Origin of the sequence: Paraburkholderia sp. HC6.4b (assembly GCF_014200875.1) — a bacterium.
Lineage (GTDB): Bacteria > Pseudomonadota > Gammaproteobacteria > Burkholderiales > Burkholderiaceae > Paraburkholderia > Paraburkholderia tuberum.
The window spans coordinates 332,682-352,991 of record NZ_JACHDC010000002.1 but is presented as its reverse complement, the minus strand read 5'-3'; the positions used below and the strand labels follow the sequence as shown (position 1 = coordinate 352,991).

At 64.3% G+C, this 20,310-nt stretch carries 14 protein-coding genes; 3 read left to right on the top strand and 11 right to left on the bottom strand.

Features of this window, described 5'->3' with window-relative positions; all coding sequences use genetic code 11:
• Positions 1-36: 36 nt before the first annotated feature.
• On the bottom strand, positions 37-804 hold the full coding sequence (locus tag HDG34_RS03880; RefSeq protein WP_184057858.1) for a transporter substrate-binding domain-containing protein: 768 nt from the start codon (positions 802-804) through the stop codon (positions 37-39).
• 114 nt (positions 805-918) lie between these two features.
• Here HDG34_RS03880 and HDG34_RS03875 point away from each other — a divergent pair, with 114 nt between their 5' ends.
• Entirely contained in the window at positions 919-1,839 is a 921-nt protein-coding gene (locus HDG34_RS03875) for a LysR substrate-binding domain-containing protein (protein WP_184057856.1), read from the top strand.
• A 50-nt stretch (positions 1,840-1,889) separates the two neighbouring features.
• On the opposite strand, the gene lysA is transcribed toward HDG34_RS03875, so the two are convergent.
• A complete protein-coding gene (gene lysA, locus HDG34_RS03870; protein ID WP_260321016.1) occupies positions 1,890-3,146 on the bottom strand; it encodes a diaminopimelate decarboxylase in 1,257 nt (418 codons plus the stop codon).
• 120 nt (positions 3,147-3,266) lie between these two features.
• On the opposite strand from lysA, the gene HDG34_RS03865 reads away from it, so the two are divergent.
• Positions 3,267-4,205 (top strand): LysR family transcriptional regulator, encoded by a 939-nt coding sequence (locus tag HDG34_RS03865; RefSeq protein ID WP_184057852.1) that lies wholly within the window; start codon positions 3,267-3,269, stop codon positions 4,203-4,205.
• A gap of 132 nt (positions 4,206-4,337) precedes the next feature.
• Here the strand turns inward: HDG34_RS03865 and HDG34_RS03860 are convergent, their stop codons facing one another.
• The 6 genes from HDG34_RS03860 to HDG34_RS03835 all read right to left on the bottom strand — a co-directional run bounded on the left by HDG34_RS03860 (position 4,338) and on the right by HDG34_RS03835 (position 10,628).
• Positions 4,338-4,628 (bottom strand): H-NS family nucleoid-associated regulatory protein, encoded by a 291-nt coding sequence (locus HDG34_RS03860; RefSeq protein ID WP_184057850.1) that lies wholly within the window; start codon positions 4,626-4,628, stop codon positions 4,338-4,340.
• A 131-nt stretch (positions 4,629-4,759) separates the two neighbouring features.
• The gene (locus HDG34_RS03855) at positions 4,760-5,053 is read right to left on the bottom strand and encodes a hypothetical protein (protein ID WP_184057848.1); all 294 of its coding nucleotides are present in this window, start codon (positions 5,051-5,053) and stop codon (positions 4,760-4,762) included.
• A gap of 62 nt (positions 5,054-5,115) precedes the next feature.
• Positions 5,116-5,472: a hypothetical protein gene (locus HDG34_RS03850; RefSeq protein ID WP_184057846.1), complete on the bottom strand. Its 357-nt coding sequence runs from the start codon at positions 5,470-5,472 to the stop codon at positions 5,116-5,118.
• A gap of 448 nt (positions 5,473-5,920) precedes the next feature.
• Complete coding sequence (locus HDG34_RS03845; RefSeq protein WP_260321032.1) at positions 5,921-6,733, bottom strand: peptidyl-prolyl cis-trans isomerase; 813 nt, start codon at positions 6,731-6,733, stop codon at positions 5,921-5,923.
• Between the two features lie 89 nt (positions 6,734-6,822).
• Positions 6,823-8,547, bottom strand: coding sequence for a ShlB/FhaC/HecB family hemolysin secretion/activation protein (locus HDG34_RS03840; RefSeq protein ID WP_184058021.1), 1,725 nt, complete (start codon positions 8,545-8,547; stop codon positions 6,823-6,825).
• Between the two features lie 113 nt (positions 8,548-8,660).
• Positions 8,661-10,628, bottom strand: coding sequence for a filamentous hemagglutinin N-terminal domain-containing protein (locus HDG34_RS03835; RefSeq protein WP_311734734.1), 1,968 nt, complete (start codon positions 10,626-10,628; stop codon positions 8,661-8,663).
• On the opposite strand from HDG34_RS03835, the gene HDG34_RS39795 reads away from it, so the two are divergent.
• On the top strand, positions 10,528-11,064 hold the full coding sequence (locus HDG34_RS39795; RefSeq protein WP_311734735.1) for a hypothetical protein: 537 nt from the start codon (positions 10,528-10,530) through the stop codon (positions 11,062-11,064). The genes HDG34_RS03835 and HDG34_RS39795 overlap by 101 nt on opposite strands.
• Positions 11,065-11,075: 11 nt before the next feature.
• On the opposite strand, the gene HDG34_RS03825 is transcribed toward HDG34_RS39795, so the two are convergent.
• Genes HDG34_RS03825 through HDG34_RS03815 form a run of 3 tightly spaced genes read right to left on the bottom strand, consistent with a single transcriptional unit; the run spans position 11,076 to position 19,825 of the window.
• On the bottom strand, positions 11,076-11,522 hold the full coding sequence (locus HDG34_RS03825; RefSeq protein ID WP_184057840.1) for a hypothetical protein: 447 nt from the start codon (positions 11,520-11,522) through the stop codon (positions 11,076-11,078).
• A 60-nt stretch (positions 11,523-11,582) separates the two neighbouring features.
• Positions 11,583-11,807 carry a hypothetical protein gene (locus tag HDG34_RS03820; protein ID WP_184057838.1) on the bottom strand — a complete coding sequence of 75 codons (225 nt, stop codon included), beginning with the start codon at positions 11,805-11,807 and terminating at the stop codon, positions 11,583-11,585.
• Between the two features lie 2 nt (positions 11,808-11,809).
• Complete coding sequence (locus HDG34_RS03815; RefSeq protein WP_260321014.1) at positions 11,810-19,825, bottom strand: filamentous hemagglutinin N-terminal domain-containing protein; 8,016 nt, start codon at positions 19,823-19,825, stop codon at positions 11,810-11,812.
• Positions 19,826-20,310: the final 485 nt, after the last annotated feature.

The window sequence follows — 20,310 nt, the reverse complement described above, 5'->3', positions numbered from 1 at the left end:
AATGGAAAGCCGTGAAGATAATGTTGGAAATCTGCATCAATTGCCGTACGGATCGAAGTCGAAGTACTTCTTCGCGATCTGCGCATAGGTGCCGTCTTTGCGCATCGACGCGATCGCCGCGTTGATCGATGCCTGCACCGCGGTTTCGTCCTTGCGCAAGCCGATGCCGACGCCGCGATCTCCCATCGAAAGCGGCTCGCCGACAAACGCGAAGCCCTTGCCCGCGGGCGTGCGCAGGAAGCCGTAATCGGCCTCGACGGTGCCGAGCAACGCGCCGTCGAGCCGGCCGTTCTGCAGATCGGCGAACACCTCGTCCTGGCTCTTGTAGGCGACCACGTTCGCGCCGAGCGGCGTCCAGTTCTTCAGCGCGTAGCTCTCGAACTGGGTGCCCGACTGCACGCCGATCTGCTTGCCGGCAAGTCCGCTCGCCGTAGGCGCGAGCGACGAGCCTTGCCGCGCGATCAGCCGCGACTTGAACTGGAACAGCTTCGACGAAAACAGAATCTGCTGCTCGCGCTTCTCGGTGATCGCCATCGACGACAGCACCGCGTCGATCTTGCGCGCCTGCAGCGCCGGAATCATGCCCGAAAACTCGAGTTCGACCCACTGACAATGCGCGTGGATGCGCCGGCAAATCTCGTTGCCGAGATCGACGTCGAATCCCTTCAGGCTGCCATCGGGCGCCTTCGAGTCCATCGGCGGATAGGTCGGATCGATGCCGAGGCGCAACGTGGTGGCGTCAGCGGCGAACGCGCCGCTGCTGAAAGCCAGCGCGGCGCAGAGAGTCATCAGTGGAGTTTTCATGGAAGGCGACGATGAGCGGATCAGGACAGCGTGATCGTAAGCCGCTGTGGCGCCTCAAAGAAGTCCCGTTCGGACTATCATGATCACTTTTACCGATCATCAAACCCTGACGCCATGGCATTGACGATTTCCCAGCTGCGCGCGTTCACGGCAGTCGCCGAGCATGGCAGCATCCGCGCGGCCTCGCGCGCGCTCGGCATCGCGCAAAGCGGCATCACGCAGCAGTTGCAGAACCTCGAATCGATGCTCGGCGCGACGCTGTTCACGCGCACGAATCGCGGCATTGCGCTGACCGCGCTGGGCCAGCGGCTGCTGCAGCGGGCCGGCGCGATCCTCGGTGAATGCGAGCGTGCCGAGGAGGACGTGCGGCAACTGCGCGGCGACTACGTGGGCGAGGTCACGTTCGGCATGACGACAGAGCCGCTCGTCGACGCGTTCGCGCCCGTGCTGATGGAATTTCGTGCGCGCTTCGAGCGCGTCGCCGTGCATCTGCGCACGGGCACGTCGCGCATGATGATTTCGTGGATCCGCGAAGGCACGCTGGATTTCGCTGTCGCGCTCGTATCGAAGCAGACCGACACCGCCGATCTGTCGGTCACGCCGCTCTATCCGTCCGACCCGGTGATCGTGTGCCGGCGCGGTCATCCGAAGGCGCGCGCGAAGTCGCTCGCCGAACTCGTCGATTGCACGTGGGTGACGACGCGCTCGCCGAATCTGACCGAGGAGCCGCACGTCAACCGGTTGAGCCATCTGTTCGATAGCTACGGCTTGCCGCCGCCGAAGATCGTCGCGACCGTCGAGGGCTTGTACGAGACGCTGCACCTGGTAGCCGCGACTGATTGCCTGTCGCTCGAATCATCGGTCATCGCGAAGCGCGGGCCGTTCGCGGACGTGCTGACGACGATCCCCGTGCGCGAGCGCGCGTTGCAGCAGAACGTCTGTCTGCTGCAACGCGCCGCGATTCCGCTGACCCCAGCCGCGCAGGAGTTCGCGACGATGATCGCGTCGTACACGCGCGCGGTGCGGGCGCATTGAGCGTTGAGCATTGAGCGTTGAGTGTTGAGTGTTGAGCTCCAATGCGCCGCTCAAGCCGCCGTTGCTTCGAGCGCTATCAATTCTTCGATGCGCTGCCTGCGCCGGATCAGCCGCGCGTTGCCGCGCTCGATCAGCACCTCGGGCGCGAGCGGCCGGCTGTTGTAGTTCGATGACATCGACGCGCCGTACGCGCCTGTGTCATGGAACACGAGCAGGTCGCCCACTCGAGGCGCGGGCATCGACCGGCTCGTGACGACACCGCCTTGCGCCTGCGTGAACACGTCGCCGGCTTCGCACAGTGGCCCCGCCACGCTGAACGAGCCGGCCGGCGCATCGCTCGGCGTGCCGTTGCGCCGAAGCACGCTGATCTCGTGATAACTGCCGTAGTACGACGGCCGCACCAGGTCGTTGAAGCCCGCATCGAGCAACGCGAATTGCCGCGACGGCCGCCGGTTCAGCGCGTGCACTTCGGCGACGAGTATACCTGCCTGCGCGACCAGAAAGCGCCCCGGTTCGATTTCGAGTCGCACGCGATGCCCGACGCGTGCTTCGATGCGGCGCCGCGCGTCGTCCCACAGCCGGAAATAATGCGCGGTATCGACACTCAGCTCACCATCGCGATACGGCACCGACAAACCACCACCCGCGGAAATCGCCTCGATATCCTGATCGAGTTGCGACACCGCATCGACCATCGCATCGCACACTTTCGCGAGATGCGCGTAATCGACACCCGAGCCGATATGCATATGCAGCCCGACGAGCTTCAGCCGATAGCGCCGCACCAGTTCGAGCGCGCGTGGCAGGTCATCGCGCCAGATGCCGTGCTTGCTGTGCTCGCCGCCTGTGTTGGTCTTGCTGCTGTGGCCGTGACCGAAGCCGGGATTGATCCGCAGCCACACGCGATGGCCTTCGCTCGCGTGTCTCCCGAGCCGTTCGAGCATATCGGGCGAGCCGGCGTTGACCGTGATTCGCTCGTCGAGCACGGTGGCCAGCGTCGCGTGGTCGAGCACGTCGGCGGTGAAGACGACGCCTTCGGGCCCACCGGTCGATGCGGGTTGAGCCGCATAACCCGCGGCAAAACTGCGCGCGAGTTCACCCAAGGAGACCGCATCGACCATCACGCCTTCGTCGCGCATCAGCTTCAGGATGTGCACGTTCGAACAGGCCTTCTGCGCGTAGCGGATCGTGTCGAAACTGCGCAACTGCGCGATGCGCTGGCGGATCGTGTCGGCGTCATAGACCCATAGCGGCGTGCCGTGCTGGCGCGCGAGGTCGGCGAGTTGACGGGAGTCGAATGGCGTCATGGTCGGTTGCATGTCGAAGCTTTGCGAAAGCGATAGCCGACATGATGATCCGTGGCGATCATTCAGTAAAATAGCAATCTATTGCTCGCCTATTCACTTTTGATATAGCACGGACCCACCATGGCGCTCACGCACCGGCACATCGAAATCTTCCGCGCGCTGATGACGGCCGGCAGCGTGACCAGGGCAGCCGAGATGCTGTTCACGTCGCAGCCCACCGTAAGCCGCGAACTTGCGCGCATGGAACAGAGCATCGGCTTCGCGTTGTTCGAGCGAGTGCAGGGCCGGCTGCGTCCCGCGCAATCCGCGCTGACGCTGTTCGACGAGATCAAGCGCGCGTATGTCGGGCTCGAACGCGTCGCGTCGACGGCGGCCGCGCTGCGCGAATTCAAGGGCGGCCAGCTGTCCGTGATGGCGCTGCCGGTGTTTTCGCATTCGATCCTGCCGGGCGCCGTCAAACGCTATCACGATGTGCAGCCGGGCGTCAGCGTATCGATCGCGACGCAGGAGTCGCCGTTTCTCGAAGAATGGCTGAGCGCGCAGCGCTACGACCTCGGCCTCACCGAGCACGACGCGCCGCCGCCCGGCACGCGGCTCACGCCGCTCATCGCCGTCGATGAAGTGTGTGTGCTGCCCGACGCTCACCCGCTGCTCGCGAAACGCGTGATCGCATTGAAAGATTTCGCCGATCAGGCGTTCATCAGCCTGTCCGCGAACGATCCATACCGGCTGCAAATCGACGAAGCGTTCGCGCGAGCCGGCATCGCGCGCCGCCTGCTGATCGAAACGCCGACCGCGGTGTCCGTGTGCAGCTTCGTGCGGCAAGGGCTCGGCATTGCGATCGTCAATCCGCTGACCGCGCTCGATTTCGCGGGCCACAATCTGCATATCCGGGCGCTCGCGTCGTCGCTGCCGTTTCGCGTCAGCGTGATCCGTCCCGAGCACCGGCCCGCGCATCCGCTCGCGGACGCGTTCGTCGGCGCGCTGCAAAGCGAAGCCGCCGCGCTGCGGCTACAATTGAAGCGCCACACCAGCCCCAAGCGGTCATCGCATTCATAGCAGTCACGGCGGCGTCCCCGCTTCATCGCCGGGCGAATCCGCGCAGCGCCACGCGCGTTCGCGCGGGGCCACCGCCGCCCGGTGGAGGCTCGGCAGGGGGCCACTGCGCCGCCGTGAGAATGGGGCTGGCGTTCAGCCTTTGATCTCGAAGCGCTCCCGCGTCTTCCCCCTGATCCACGCCGGCGGCCTGCCGCGGCCCGACCAGGTGGCACCGGTCTGCGGATCGCGGTATTTCGGAGGCCGAGGTTGATGTTTTCGCGGCCGGCCGCGGTGAGCGGGGAAGATGTCCTTCTCCGTGATGCCGTACTCGGCCACCATCGCCCGGATTTCATTCACGACACTCAGGAATTCCGTCGCGCGCACGGCGTTGGCCTGGTCTGTGAGTGCAGCAATCTGCTTCTTGAGTTCGCGATATGTTGTCATGATGTGCCCTCATCTAGCGTAATACGAGTCGCGGCCGCGCCGGGAGATCCCGTAGATGAACACGGCTATCAGGATCGACTCGACACTCCAATTCAGCCAGCCGCTGGCGATGAACGTATTCTCGTATGGCATCAACGGCCAGTCTTCTCCCTCGTGGCCGCCTGCGGCGATGCTGTCCAGCACCGGCCACACAACGCGCCGACCACCAGATAGAACGCCGCACCGATGAAGAAATAGTCCTTCAGCCACCACAGGGCACCGCCGACCACGACAGCCAGCCCGATCAGCCCAAAGGCGGACTTCATCACCGAGGCCAGACTGGCACCGGAAATCTGCGCGATCCAGAAGCAGAAACCAAGAAACGCGGCGGCACCTGCCAGCATCGGGACTTCAATTCCGATCGACGGCGAACGGTGAGACGACATATTTTGGTTTCCTCCTCTGGTTGGCATCCGGTTCTGCATCGGTGCTGGTCAGCAACGCGGTCTCAGGCGTCCGCCTCATCCGGACGGACCGGAGCCTTCTGCATCGGCCCGATCACAGACCGGATGGTCTGACCCGCCGGGCGCGGCGGCCGCGTCGCCATGCAGAGATCCTGAAACCGGCGCATCGTCGCCTCGTATCCTTGGAGGGTCGCCTGCGGCGACGCATACCGCTTCGCGTCCGGCTGTTCGTTCTGGATTTCCTCTTCCGTGGGAACCCAGTAGACGGCGCGCTTGCCGGACATCGCTTTCCTGAGTACTCCTCGCGCGACGCAATCTGCCAGTGCTGCCTGGACATTGGGAATACTGCCGTCGACGCGCTTCGTGATCTGGTGCCGCGCGTAGCGCGTGCCGGGCACCATGCTCCCGATTACGGCGGCCCGGCTCACTGCGGTTGGGCGACGTGCGTTTGTCATTTCATCTACCGTCTGGGCTGGCGATTCACGGCAAAAGCCGCAATCGGGTCGGACGAGGCTGATCGTGGCTGATGATTCGACCGCCCTGCCGCACTGACGGCGGTCGATCTGGACCGGCCCTGCACACCATGATTGGGCACCCGCGCGGCAGACCGCGCGTGGACTGCCGCCGCGTCGGTCTGAGCCAGTTGGCGTGCGTTCAGCCATTCTTCCCGGTAGACGGCGAGCGCAGCGGTGCCCGGGTCCAGCAGGACAATTGCGCCACAGATTGCCGGCAGGGTTCGTCGTATCAGCATGTTGTTCCAACGTTTCCTGAACGTTGATCGCGCTGCAGCGACGTGGAGGGAATTGTTCCCTCCCGACGCTGCATGACGCTTCTGGCGCTTACCGGACTTCACTGCTGGATCGTCGCGTTCTTCATCAGGCTACCGGTAAACTGCGCAGCGGCCTTTTCCAGCGCCAGCGCCTGCAGTTGCTGCCGGATCGTCTCTTTCGCCTGATCGAACGCGGGCACCTGGGTGGGCCGCTTCGCCTCAAGCTTCACGATCACACGCGCATTGCCTGCCGGGATCGCTGCCGGTGTGACGCCGCCCGCAGGCAACTGCGTGATCGCCTGCGCGACCGGCAGCGGCAGCCCCTGCGTGTTGCCCTCGGTCAGGGGTGTCTTGAAGCTGACCCACGGCAGCTCGCCGCCTGCCGCCTTGCTCGGTGCCACGCTGTACTGGCGCGCCAATGCGTCGAACGCTGTGCCGGACTTCAGCGCCGCCAGCACGGTTTTCGCGGTCGCGTCGTCCGCCACCGCGATGAGGCGCGGCTTGTATTCTTCCTTGCCGAGCGACGCGACGATCGCGTCATAGCGCGCTTTCACTTGCGCATCCGTGACGGGCTCGGGGTGAATGTTGTCCCTCAGATAAAGCTGCGTTTCCGCGTTGAGCTTCGCGGCACTCATCGCCTGCAGGACTTCCGGCTTCGTGTCGTAATGACCCTTCTCCGCGCCCTGGCGGAACAGTTCGCGCGTGACCAGTTGCGCCTTGAGCGCCTGCCGCAGTTGCAGCGTGTCCGGCTGCTTCGTGGCCTGCGTCGCCACGCGTACCGCGTCGTCGAGTTGCGCCTGCGGGATCGCCACGCCGTTGACGATCGCCACCGTGCCGGCGGGCAGGCTGCCCGTCGATGCGCTGGCGGCCTCGCCGGCAGCATGAGCGAGCATCGGGGTTGCCGCGTTCAGCGTCACGGAGGCGAAGGCGGTCACGCACAATGTGCGAACCGTGGTGGACATGTTGAACATACGGATTTTCATCAAAGATTCCAGTTGAATGTGGCTAGAACAAGGGTGGCTTTGGGCCCGAGAAACGCCGGTTGCGTCAGTGCGCGGCCGACCAGCACTTCGCCCGAAAATATTTGACTGCGCCATTGCCACTGGGCACGCAGCCCCGCGCCCGCGCCGGCCAGCGTCGGGAAACCCGGCACGGTAATCAGGCTTGCCTTGCCGGCGTCGAAAAACACATACGGCTCAATCCTGCCGTCGTGCCATACGGGCACATTGATCCAGGCAAGTTCGTTGCGGCTGTAGAGACCCCGGTCGCCCACCAGTTCGCCCGAGCGGAAGCCGCGCACCGTGTCCATGCCGCCGAGGTAAAGCTGTTCGGAGCCGAACAGCGCCACGTTCGTGAACTGGCCGCCGAGCGCGCCGCGGTAGGCGAGTGCAGCAGAGCCAATCTTCGGCAGCGGCACGGTGAAGGTCGCGGTGGCATCGAGCTTGGTGAACTGGCTATGTGCATCGTCCTGGCTGATGTCGTGCGCATCGTGATCCGCCTGAAGCCACGGTAGCCACGGCAGGCCCTCTGACAGGCCGGCGTTCAGGGTGACGTTGCCTGCCGCGTCGTTCAGCGCGAACCTGCGCAGCCAGGTGCCGCCCACGCGCAGCACCGCGATGCGCTGCGGATCCAGCCCGATGTCGTTGACCTCGCGGTCGGTACGTCGCCACGACAGCGTGGTATCGAGGCCCGCGCTGCCGGCGCTGGTATTCGCGAGCGCGTAGTTCCAGCCGAGGATATGGCTGAGCGTGCGGCCGTACACCAGCGCGCTCGTGCCTATCACTTCCTGATATTCGGAGTCCGACAGCGTGTAGCTGAACGTGTGGCGGCCATACGGCACGGCCATCGACCCGACCAGCGCATTGCTTTCGAGGCTGCCGACGTAGTTCAGGCTGATCGCCTCCTGCAGCCCGATCAGGTTGTCGGCTTCGACCCCAGCCCGGTAGCGCGTCACGCCGGTGACCGAACTGCCGTAGTTGTCGACCCCGAGGTTGTAGTACAGCCGGTCGCCGGGCTGGTTGCTGATCGCCACGATCGAGTCGCCCGGCCCCTGGCCCGGCAGGATCTGCACGGTGGCCTGGTTGCGCCGCAGCCGGTTGATCTGCGTCACACCCTGATTCAGGTCGTCGAACCGCAGCGGATCGCCGGGCGTGCCTGGAAAGGCGTTTTCGTAACCCGCGTCGGTCAGCCACCCGCCGCCGGCCGGGCGCTCATCCTTCCCGAGCCGCCGGATCGGCTGGCCGTTGACGGTGAAGCCCTCGACGTGCCCGACCTGGACCGTGATGGTGAGCCTGCCCGTGCCGAGATTCTGCTGACCGAGGAAGGCCCGTGTCGTCACGTATCCCGCCGACACGAACGCGTCGGTGAGCCGTTGCAGAAGCACATTCAGGCGCCGTGTGCCCACCTCATGATTCACGAACGGCGCGGTGATCGCGTCGATGCGTGAGGACGGCAACACCGTGTTGCCCGTGACCTTGATCTCGCGCACCCTGAAGGTCGGGCCGGTTTCGGTGATCTGGTCGACCGGCGTATCAGGCGGAATGTTCAGCGTGCTTTCCGGACCGGGAGAGGGCACGGCGATGGTGGCCGGCGGCTGGTTCAGTTGCCGCTGCTGGGCCTGCCGCTTCTGCTGGTCAATGAGTTGCTGGGCTGGGTCCTGCACGGGACGCGAGGCGGATAGCGCGCCTGAAGGAGGCATCGGAGGCATCGGCGGCGTCTGCGCGTGTGCGGGACTGTTCAGCAAGAAGAGGCCGCCGATGGCCGCCAGGGCCAGCAGACACGTCCACCATCCCTCCTTCAGGAATTCGTTCAACGCCCGCATCAATAGCCTACCCATGTGGTGAGGCCCAGATGCTCGCCAATCTGCACCAGCGTGGTCACCGGTGCGCGCAGCGTTGTGAAGCCGCCGGTCGTCGACACGCCCTTCGCGCCGCTGATAAAGCCACCGTCGATGATGGCGTCGCCCGTCAGCGTGACCGAGCCGTCCGCCGTGAACCCGCCGCCCACGTCGGTGGCGAGGATCTGTGCCCACGAGCTGCCGAAGAATGCCTTGAACCCGCGATCCTGGTTGATCGCCGAGTAATCGGTCACGCCGCGCGCGTACGTCACTGGCGCCGTCACGTGGATATCGCCTGCGGCGTAGACGTTGCCGCCGATGTTGCTGGCGCTCGTACCTGCCGTGATCGCGATGTTGCCGCCCGACTGGATCGTGCCGCCGTATGGCGTGACGTTGCTCGATGCGCTCGCGTGACAGACGATCCAGCAGCCGCGCGAATAGCTGGCCTGCCCGTCAAACACCGCCTCGTTGGTGAACGCGTCCTGCGCGGTGATCGAAATATCCGCGTCGTTTGACTGGATCAGGCCACCGCTATTGATGACGTTGCGTCCCGAGATGGTCACCGGGCCACCGGTCGACGCGATATACGCCAGCTGGCCGGGCTGACTCACCGCGCCGTAATCCACGTCGAAGCCGATGGTCGTGTGCGTGAAGAACAGGAAGCTGCCGCCGGTGGATGAGTAAGCAACCGGTGCACCGCCATTCGTGCCGCCGCCATGGTCGATGATGTTCTGCACGTCGCCCTGGGCCGCAAGGGTCACCGCGCCATTGGCGAGGATGCGTGCGTTCTCGTTGGTGATATCGCCCCGCGCGGTGAGTGTGGTCGAGCCGTTCGCCGCGAAGATAATGCCGAGGTTCGCGGGCTTTGAGCGGTTCGTGATACTGCCGGCCGCAGTCAGCGTTACGTCGCCGCCGCTGGGCGTTGTCCCGTCGGACGACACCGAGCCGGCCTGGATCAGGCTGCCGGTGTTCGACAGGTCGCCGCTGCTCGTGAGGTTCACCGAGCCGGTCTGCGCGGTGAGGACCGATGGGCCGGTTGCGTCGTCGGTCTGCGCGATGCCACTGGCGTTCACCGTCACGTCGTTGGCCGCCGTGATCTGCGCGCCCTGAAGCGACACCGCGCCGGGCGTCGTGATCTGCACGTCATGCGCCGCAGTCATCGTTCCGCCCGCGCTCCTGATATCGCCGTTTGCCGATACCACGACGTCGCCGGCGCTCGCATAAAGCGCGCCGAGGTTGCGCACGCCCGCGCCCCGGTCATTGACGATCAGCTGGATGCGGCCAGCGGTGAGGCTGCCCAGCGGCGAGAGATCCACGGCAAGGGCATTGCTCACGGTGCCGGACGAAATGGAACTGGCGAGCCAGTCGTGCGAGTTATCCGAAGGTGAAAAGCTGGTGTCCCAGGTAGTTGTGCTGTCGCCCGCAATCGCCCGGATGCCGCTGGTCGAACTGGTGAAGCTGTTCGTGACCGGCCCGTTGATCGCGAGCTGCTTGGCCACCAGATCGAGATTGATCAGCGTGCCGGTGAGACCGCCAGGGCCGATCGTGATCGTGCCCTGGCTGGTGGTCAGCACGACGTTGCGCTGGGTGTCGCCGGGCGCAAGCAGGATGTCGCTGAAGCTTACCTGTCCCGTCGAGAGCACGACATGGCCAGCGTTCACGAAGCTGCCGCCATCGACGGTGATGCCATTCGGGTTCGCAAGGATCACGTTCGCGCGCGGGCCAAGCACGTTGATTGCCCCCTGGATCACCGACGGGTTCGTGCTGGTGACCTGGTTGACGATCGTGCGGGCGTTGACGCCGGCGTTGTTCAGGTCCGCGCCCGCTGCCGAAACGTTGAACGAGCGGTACGTGTTGTTCGATACGCCGCCCACTGCCGGCGCGATGGCGACAGTCTGGTGGCCGTTCGCCGCCGTCGAGACGCCTGTTGTGGTTCCGCCGTCAGGAACAATGCCGGCAGCAAATACATTCCCACAAAAAACCGATAGAAACACTGTAACAATGCTCGTCGGTTTCCACGATATGGGTACTGCCGTTCTCACGGTTGCTTCTTTTAACATATGGACTACGAATTATAGAGGGAGGAGACCATTCTTCACGTTCGACGCGTTATGTCGTTATGTCGTGTTCCAGCCCAAGCCCCTGAGTGCCGAAATGTACGCTGGCGGCACCCAGCGAGAAACTGGTGAGTGCAGCACCGAATGCCAACCAGAAGTACGTGTTGACGTCGAACATCAGGAACGCATGCCGCAAGCTGAAAATGCCAAATGCAAAAAATACGTTGCCTGCATTAATCAACAAAACAGATATCGTTCGTCTATTCATATTTTTGGGCTGAAATACTTGTCTACTTATATCCCACATGCACGTGCGCACTGGATTCAGTAGTTGCGCATGGATCATGCGGGCAATGCGCGGGCAACTGCCCCGCCGTGATCCCGGTTCAATCCATCTGGCTGTGCAGGTGCCGCAACGAATACAAACTGGCACATCAGACAAAGCACGAAACCAAGCAATTGGGCCGTCCGCTTCGTAGAAAAAAAAGCGCTCTTTCCACGAACGCGTTGGGAATACTCCCCGACCCTTGCGATGTAGGTCGTGCCCCATACCGTACCCGGAACAGGCTCATTCATCGCTTCCCTGCTTCCCAAAATGAATCGCGCTAACAAGCCGGCTCCAAGAAATGCCGCCGCGACGTGCAGACCAATAACCAGATCTGGTTGCAAGACACCGTCATTATTTCTATAAATGACAAAATTAACGTAGGTGGACATTGCTGCTGCAACGAAACAGCATAGGACAGTAACTGCCCATGATTTTTTACTTTTTGTCATGAATTTATTCACATCCCCGCTCCAACACCCACATGAATAAGCCGGCTATCCCGCGCTGTTTGTGGCAACAAATCATCGCAATTTTAGTTCTGCATCACCTTTTCCAGCCAAGACTTTAGTGACGCAGCGCATCCAATCCTTCCAAACTGCCGGATCAGCTGTTTCACCATCGGCTAGATAGCTCATGCTGCCCAACAGCGAACCTAGCTCGTCTGACTTTGTCCGCTGATACAGCTCTACTAAAAACTCGTACATCGCTAGATACGCAAGTTCAGGCGTTAAATTTTCAGTGTTCATTGCTATTTCCCTTTCGACAATCCGGTAGCTGGGCTGAAGCTCCGTGGAGTTGTATTCAATCCGCCATTTTGCAGAACCCCGTTTCGTACACTTCCCCAAAGCTGGGTACCGTTTGGCTGCGTTTGAGCAAACCATTGATTACCAAACTGGTCCGTGCCCAAGCTATTCGCGGAGTTGTTGACCAGATTAACCAACGCTTGCTGATTCTGGGGAGTATCCGTCAGGTGTCCGGCGTCGTCACGGAAGATGTGAGACAGCTGAGATGCGTTGGTAGGCAAACTATTGTTTGTGGCTCCAGCCACCGCTCCAGCCACCGCTCCAGCCACCGTTCCCTTGCCAGCCACGGGCGCTTCCCCGGCCTGTTCTTCGTCGATCGCGCCACCGCTCGGAGGAACGATGGACAGCACATCCTTTTCGCCTTCATTCTGCGTGCCCGGTTTTGTGCCGCCAGCATCCGCGCCCGGGATATGGTGCAGCGTGTTATTCAGCGCCTCGTTTTCGGCCCACGTCGCCGCTGCCGTTGCATTCTGCCCCAGCAGCCCGGCGACGCTGCCGCCCGCGATCGATGCAAGCGCCGTGACTGCCGCCATCTGTCCGATATCCGGTGGCATGCCTGACGGATCCAATGCGCTCGCCACCGGTGGGCTGATCAGGGCGCTCATTGCCGCGCCGATGGCTCCCGATGCACAGCCGGTTCCCGTGGCCGCACTCGCCGCACAGCCGAGCACCGCATGACTTGCCACGCTCGCGGCCAGATCCGGATCGCTGCCCGTGACACCGAACTCATTGCCGATCGCATAGGCTCCAGCCGCCGCGACATCGGCGACGGCGCTGTTCCTCAGATTCGTCAGGAAGCTGCCGCCTTCGACCGCCGTCAGAACACCCGCCTTGATGGTCGCGTCCATGCCAAGCGCCAGCGCGGTACCACCCAGACTGCCGGCCGTCGAGCCCACCGCCTGCGGCACGATCGTGCCGCCCACGGTCTGCACGCCCGCGAGCGAGGCGAGGCTGGCCGGATTGTTCACCGCACCGTCGAGCCCCTGGAATCCGACATTGCCGTCGGCATAGGTAATGCCATTGGTCAGCCCGGCGGTGATTGCACCAACCAGCGCGCCGTCGAATGCCGACTGGAGACTGAACTGGCCGGTGCTGGCCTGTGACATGGCGCTGCCCGCGAATCCTGCCACGCCGGCCGAGATCATCGAGCCGCCTACCGTACCGGCCACGGCGGTGCCCGCCATCAGGGCCGTCGCCGCGCCCGCCGTCATGAACGACGTGATCGCCACCACGGCAAACATGCCAATCTGCTGGAACACACCCTCACTCTCGGCCAGCGACGTGAAGGTCGTCGTCAGGTTGTCCGAGACGCTGGTCTGCGTGAAGCTGCCGCCCAGTTGCGCCTTCAGCGCCGCCAGTTCCTGCTGGGTGCCGGCCGTGTCGACCGAGCCGTCGGCGTTGAGTATCTGCAACGCCCCGCCGATCTGGTTCAGGGCATCGACATTCATCTGGTAGCTGCCCGCCGACATGAAGCCGCCCGGCTGGACGAGCGTGCCGGTCGTCGTGAGCAGCCCCGCGATGTCCGACAGGAAGGTGTACTGCGTGCCGATATCCGTTGAGCGCTGTTCGTTGGTCAGCGACCCCGCGTTCACCGTCAGCGAATCCGTTGCCGTGATCGAACCGGTATTGAGAATCGAGCCGCCGTTCGTCGCAGTCAGCGATACGTCCTGTCCGCTGATCGTGCCGTCGTGCTGGACTACCGCATAGTTCTGCGGCAGATACACCTGCGGCATCAGCGCCGTTACTGTCGGGCACACGGCGTTGCCCGTTGCCGTGCAGCCTGGCTGGGGCACCGTTTCCTCGACGTACCACAGCATCGGCGCATCGAGCGCGGCGATCTGCGCGGGACTCAATGCGGTGCCCAGCGCGATGTTGTTCGCCTCCGCGTACTGGAGCGCATTGCCGTACAGGATCTGCTTTTCCTGATTCGCGACCGACGTCTGGTTCTGGTTGTCGAACGCCAGCCCGCTCACGAAACTCGCCTGACCGGTCTGCTGAAGCGCCGCCTGCTGCAGCAGCTGGTTTTCGGTGAACGGGTCGTAGTAGAACTGGGTGGTGTCGGGCTGGAGGCTGGCAGGCAGCGCGGCCAGCAACTGCTGCGGGCCGATATCGCCCATCACCAGCGAAGCCGGATTGTTGACCAGATAGGTCGGCGTCGAGGTCTGCCCGGCGATCGTGTGGACGCTGGCGCCCGATGGCGAGCCGGCCTGGCCCGCCGTGGGCGCTACGCTCTGCGAGCCGACCGGTGACCCCGCGCCGACTGTGGCGGTACCCGACACGCCAGCGGACTGCCCCTGCTGGCCGGTCACCTGTTGCGCGTTACCGAGCGCGCCGTTCGCGCCGGCCGGTATGCCCACCGGTCCGAGTGAGATCACCTGCTGCGAGCCCGTCGCCCGCGGCGTGTAGACCGCGGGTGACGTCAGGCCATTGACGATCGTCGCCCCGGTGAGCGCCACCTGCTGGCCCAGCACGTTACCCGAGTTCTGCAACTGACCGCCGGCGGTCACCGACAACGACGGCGCCTGGATCGTACCGGGCAGGCTCGCATAGGGCGTGGGCGGCTGGATGCCGTCGCCCGGGTTGTACGCGCTGCCAAAGAGCGCCGCGCAGTTCGCCGCGGTGCCGCAGCCGAAGTTACCCGGCGGCACCGACGAACCGATCACGCCGCCCCAGCGCGCATCGTGCCAGTAAGCGTTAAGTGTCTGGTCCTGGTTCGTGATCGTCGAGGCGGCCACGACCGACGCCTGGCTGCCGGCGGTGATCAGGCTACCGGTATTGACCACCGTCCCGGCATCGACCGACAGATTACGGTTCGCCGTAATGGTCGACGCATCGCCCGACTGGACGTCGACGAACGCGTCGCAGTAGTGCACGAATGCGCCGCTACAGCCGAACTGCGCGGTCTGACCGTAGTTCTGGTACACCTGCGCTGGCGCGGACAGCGTATTGGTGAGCGCGGCCGTGCTGATCGCGATGTCGCGCCCCGCCTGGATGTTGCCCGACGTGTTCGTGAGCGCAGATGACTGCGTGAGGTTCGTCTGCGGGTTCGCCGGATCGGTGTTATCGCGCGTGGTGCCCGCACCGCCGATCACGACGTCGCGCCCCGCGAGCAGGTTGCCGAAGGTGTTGTTCACGACTGGCGCGGCGATCACCAGATCCCGGCCCGCGAAGGCGGTGTTGTCCGTCTGGGTGTAGCTGTAGGTCTGCGTGCTGGTCTGGTCGCCGAAGATGTTCGCCGTGTCGTTGGTCGGGCCGAAGGTCGGCGTGTAGTAGCTGACGAGATACGCGGCCACCGCCGTGTTGGTCATCGCGTTCGTGAAATCCTGGCCCGGACGGTCGTACATGATCCCGTTGGGCCCCACATTGGTCCCGAAATAGCCGCACTGGGATGCCGTCACGCCGGCAGCGCAGCCGGTGGACGAGGTCAGGATGTCGGCGTGATAGCCCTGGTTGGTAAAGCTGCTGGCGGTGATGAGCAGATCCTGCCCGGCGTACAGGTTGCCGGCGTTCGTCAGACTTGCGCCGCTACCGGTGAGCGAGAGGTTGTTGCCCGCGACGATCTGCCCGGCGTTCTGGCTGGTGTAGGTCGTGAGCGTCGAGATCTGCAGTGTGGGCGCCGCGGTCGACGTGATGATGTTGGCCTGCCCGATGAACGGCGCGCCATAGCTGTTGCCAAGCGCATCGACGACATCGAGCCCCGCCACCAGCGTGCCTGCTGCATACGCCGCCTTCAGCTGCGTGAGGAAGCTCGCATACGAAGCGGCATCGATGCTGTCGGTGATCGTCGTGACAGTGGGGTCCCCGCCGTTATCGAGCGATGCGACGTTCAGCGTGACGTTGTTGCCCGCCGAAATCGTGCTGCCATGATTGTTCAACGCGCCCGTGGTGATCGACAGGTCGTGGCCGGCCGCGATGACGCCGGCCGCGCCCGTGGTGCTGACCGTCGTGGCGGTCTCGGTGACGGTGGGCAGCGCGATGCCGTTGAACGTGCCGCCGCTGAGATCCGCCGCGGGCTGGTCCGTCGCGCTGGTACTCGCGTCCAGCAGGTCCCCGACGCGGGCCGTGATGTTCGTCGTGAATGTCTGGGAGCCCGTGACACTACCGTCCGCGTACGATAACTCGGTCGTACTGAGGGTAAGCGCACCGATCGGCGCGGACAGCAGCGCGGACTCGAGACCGGCGGCGGCGATCATGGTGGTCGAGGTCGACGTGGTGGTGGTGTTCGCACCGGCCTGGCTGTTGTCGACATTGGCCGCGACGATCGCGATGTCGTTCTGCGCGGTGATCGTGCCGCCGACGTTGGTCAGATCGCCGGCGAGGTTCGCATTGAGGTCGCGGCCCGCCGCGGTCGTCGCCCCGCTGTTGTCGTAAGCCGTGCCATTCAGGTTCACGTCACGCACCGCGCTGACCGTACCGGCATTGGTCGTCACGCCGGTGAGGTTGACGTCCTCGTTGGCCTGGATGACACCGCCCGCCTGGTTGACGATGGTCCCGGACAGGTTGACGTCGTTGCCGGCAGAGATCGTGCCGCTATTAGTCAGCGTGCCGGTGCTCGACAGCGTGATGTCGCCCGTCTTGCTGATCGTGCCGCTGTTGCTGAAGCCCTGGGTCGTGCTGATCGACACGCTGTTGCCCGGCATGGCCCACACGCCGGTATTGGTCAGCTGCAACGCATTGATCGTCAGCGCATTGCCCAGATTGAGCGTACCGCTGGAGGCCGCCGACGGATCGAACGCCAGGTTGGGCAGGTTCAGCGTCAGGTCATGCTGCGCGAGGATCTGGCCGTTCGTGTTATCGAAACTGCCGTTGCCCCCGGAGACGTTCAGCGTGACGTCGCCCACAAGCGCGGCGGGATTGTTCACGTCGCCCGCAAAGACCAGTCCGTTGCCGTTGCTGAACGCGCCGGCGGTGAGCGTGAGCGCATCGGTGGCGAACAGGCCGCCCGAATTCGTCACGCTGTTCGCGACGTTCACGCTGTTCGTGACGCCGTAGATCGTGCCAGTGTTCGCCAGGTTCGCCGCGTTGAGGCCCATTGCCTGCAGCGACGAAAGGGCGCCCTGGTTCGTCACGTCCGACCCCGAGACCGTGAGATTGCCGGCCGCCATCTGCGTGCCAACGTTGGTCACCGTGCCGCCGGCGAGCGTCGCATCGCCCTGGTAGGCGGCGGTGCCGCCCGTGGTGAGGCTGTTGGTCCCGGTCGCGCGGTAGGCGCCGCCGACGTACGCGTTGGCGGTCGTGACGTTCGCCCCGCTCAGGGTCGCGTTGCCACCGACGCTGAACGCCGGTGCGCTCGCGCTGAACGCGGCATTAAGCTGTCCCGCCGACGTGTCGAGGTTATTCGTTGCGCTGGCGACCAGATTGCCGCCGACCGCGAGACCCTGAGTGGTGATGTTCGCCGCGGTGAGCGTCGCATCCTGCGACACGGTCGTCTGACCGTTCAGCACCATCGTCTCGCCCGCGTTCAGCGTTGCGCTGCCCGCTGTCGAAAGGGGCCCATTCGCAGTGAGGTTGCCGCCCTGGGCATTCAGGCCCAGCGCGTTCGAACCCAGCCCCAAGGCGGTCACGCTACCGAGGGTCGCGACATCCGTGCCGGCGGTGACCTGCAGGTTGCCGCCGGTGAGCACGTCGGACGCGAGCGTCGCGCTGCCGCCGGTTGCCGTCAGGGTGGCGTTGCCCACGGCCGTGATCGCGCCGGTGGACAGGTTGCCGGCCGCGCTCGCGGCCAGATCGTTACCGGTCAGGATCGCGCCGGCGATCGCCAGATCGCGACCGGCCGTCAGCGACGCGTCGTTCGCCACGCTGATCGTGGTCCCCGACGCGCCATTGCCGGTCAGATCACGCCCCGCGCTGATCGTCGCATTGCCGGTACCGTCGACCTGGACGCCGCCGTCCAGCGTCACGTCGCGGGCGGCGGCGATCGCCGTGCTCTGGCCACTGTGCACGGTTCCGGAGACGATGGCGTCCTGGGCGGACACGATGGTGAGCGCACCCGGCGTCGAGAGGGTGCCGGCCACGGTCACGCTGCCCGCGCCAGAGCTGATCTGCGCATTGCCCTGGCTATATACCGAACCGCCCGAGCTCTCGCCAAGACTGACGCCCTGCAGGCCATTTGCGGTCAAGGTGCCCAGCGTCACGACATCGCCGGCGGTGGACAGCGTGCCGTCCGTGGCCGACAGGCTCATGTCGCCGATCGATGCGATGGTTCCCTGAATGGCGGCGTTGCCACCAGCGGTCATGGTGAGCGTTGAGCCGCCCGTGACGCTTCCGCCGATCGTGGCATCCTGCCCCGCCAGAATACTGATGGCGCCCGGTGCGGTGACGGCGCCGTCCAGCGTTGCGTTCTGAGCCGCGGCAATCGTGAGCGCGCCATTCGAGAGCACGTCGCCACCGACGGCAGCCGTGCCGCTGCCGGCGATCAGCGCGATATCGCCCACGCCCGACACAGCTCCGTTGACGGTCGCATTGCGTCCACCCGCCAGGACGACGGTGCTGCCTCCCTGTACGGCACCGTTGACCGTCAGGTCACGGCCCGCAGAGGCCCGGATCGTACCCGGCGCGGTGAGGGACGAACCGATGGTCAGATCGCCGCTGATGGCCTGCAGGGCAGCGCTCTGCGCGGACAGCGATCCGAGCGTCATCGAGCCGCCCGCGATCAGGTTCGCGCTGCCGTTGGCCGCGACCGACGCGGCCGACAGGTTACCGCCCGCAGTCAGTGCGACATCCTGGCCCGCCGACACCGGACCACTCGCATCGATGTCGCCGTTCGCGTTGATCGTGAAGTTCTGGTTAGCCAGACCGGTGCCGTAAACGGTCGTGGTTCCCGCGCTAGTGAGCGTGACGTTCTGGTTCGCGAACGTGTTGCCGGCGGTGATATCGCCATTGGCGGTTACGACCACATCGCCAGCAGTAGCAGCCAGCGGCCCGAGGCTCCTCACGCCGAGCCCGGCCGGCGTAGCCACAAAATAGATCTGCCCCGCAGTGACCGGCGCGAAGCTGGCCGCGTCGATCGCATACCCGTTGGGGGTAGCAATCGCGGCAATGGTGTTCGGCGTACCGTTCGCGCTGGTGGCCCACGTGGTGCCGCCTGCGTCGGCGGCAGTGGGCGTGACCAGCTGGTTGCCGGCGATGGCATTGACGCGCTGGCTCGCATAGATAGGAGCATTGATCGCAATGACCTGTGCGATCACGTCCAGGTTACCAACGGTGCCCTCGATACCTGCGCCCGGTGTGCCGTTGTTGCCCGGTGGCCCGTTGATCTGGATGTCCCCCGAGGACACGGAAAACGCCACGGCGCCGGCATTGGCGAAACTGGTCGCGGTGCCGCCGACGCCGGTGAGGAACTGTGGCGTACCGGTGGTGAGCGTCAGATTGGTGACATTGGTCACGCTGAGCCCGTTCACGGTCACCCCGTTGGGATTGCTCAGGATGAATTGTGCGGGACTCCCGAAAATTTCCAGCGGGCCGGCGAGCGTACTTCGGTACGCCGCGCCGATTGAGGTCACCTGCGCGAGGATCACCGAGGCGGCGCGGCCCGCGAGGTTAGGATTCGCACCGAGCGTGCCGCCGAGCAGGGGCGTGCCGGCAACAAGGCTGTTGTTGAACACGAGGCCTGAGGCGGGCACGTCCAGCGACTGGAAGCTGTTCACGCTCAGACCGCTAGAATTCGGTGCCGCCACGTTCACTGCCTGGATTCCAGTGCTGGTCTGCGTCACGGTCGGCTGGAACTGGATCGGCGCGTGCGGGTCGACGATGAGCGCGGCATTGGCCGTCGCGTCGGCAAGAAACACCGCTGGCGCGATGTACATCACCATCGCCATCAGCACCGCCGTCGCGCGCATCCAGAAGGGCCGCGCAAGTCGATCGGTCAGGGACGAACTCAAAAAGCGGCGTTGATCAGGTGCGGGCAGCCGCGCCGCATCGCGCTGGGCAGCCTCGACCCAGATTTTGTTTCCCGTGCGCATGGTCGTTGGTACGTTCTTGTGTGGGACCACCGGGCTCCAGCTTCATTTGGAGCACATCACTATCTTTCGGAGGCTCAAAGTATCACCGATGGGACAGCAAATTCCGTCACTTGATAATTGTTGACAAAAATTGTTGTGATCCGGCGACGTCAGGCAAACAATTCGCTGTGTCTGATTGATATCGCCGAGCCATTCATGCCTGACGATACGTTTCATGGTCACATTTTTTCTCGCGTCTAAAACATGTAGTCCTTATCAATCTGAATGAAGATGTCGAATGAATCTGCACTGCGATTCCGCCCCTAGTGGATGGCGTCAGTGAAAGGCGCGTCTGTGCAAGCAGACGTGCGGGTTCTACGGTTTCAGGCTCTCGATATACAGAGAAAATTGACGGTGTGGCGGGCGGGCTGACGTCCGAAAATTTATACAGTTCTGTCGAACAACATTAAACCGGAGTTCTCTTCTTTTTTGAGATCGTCGGCGGA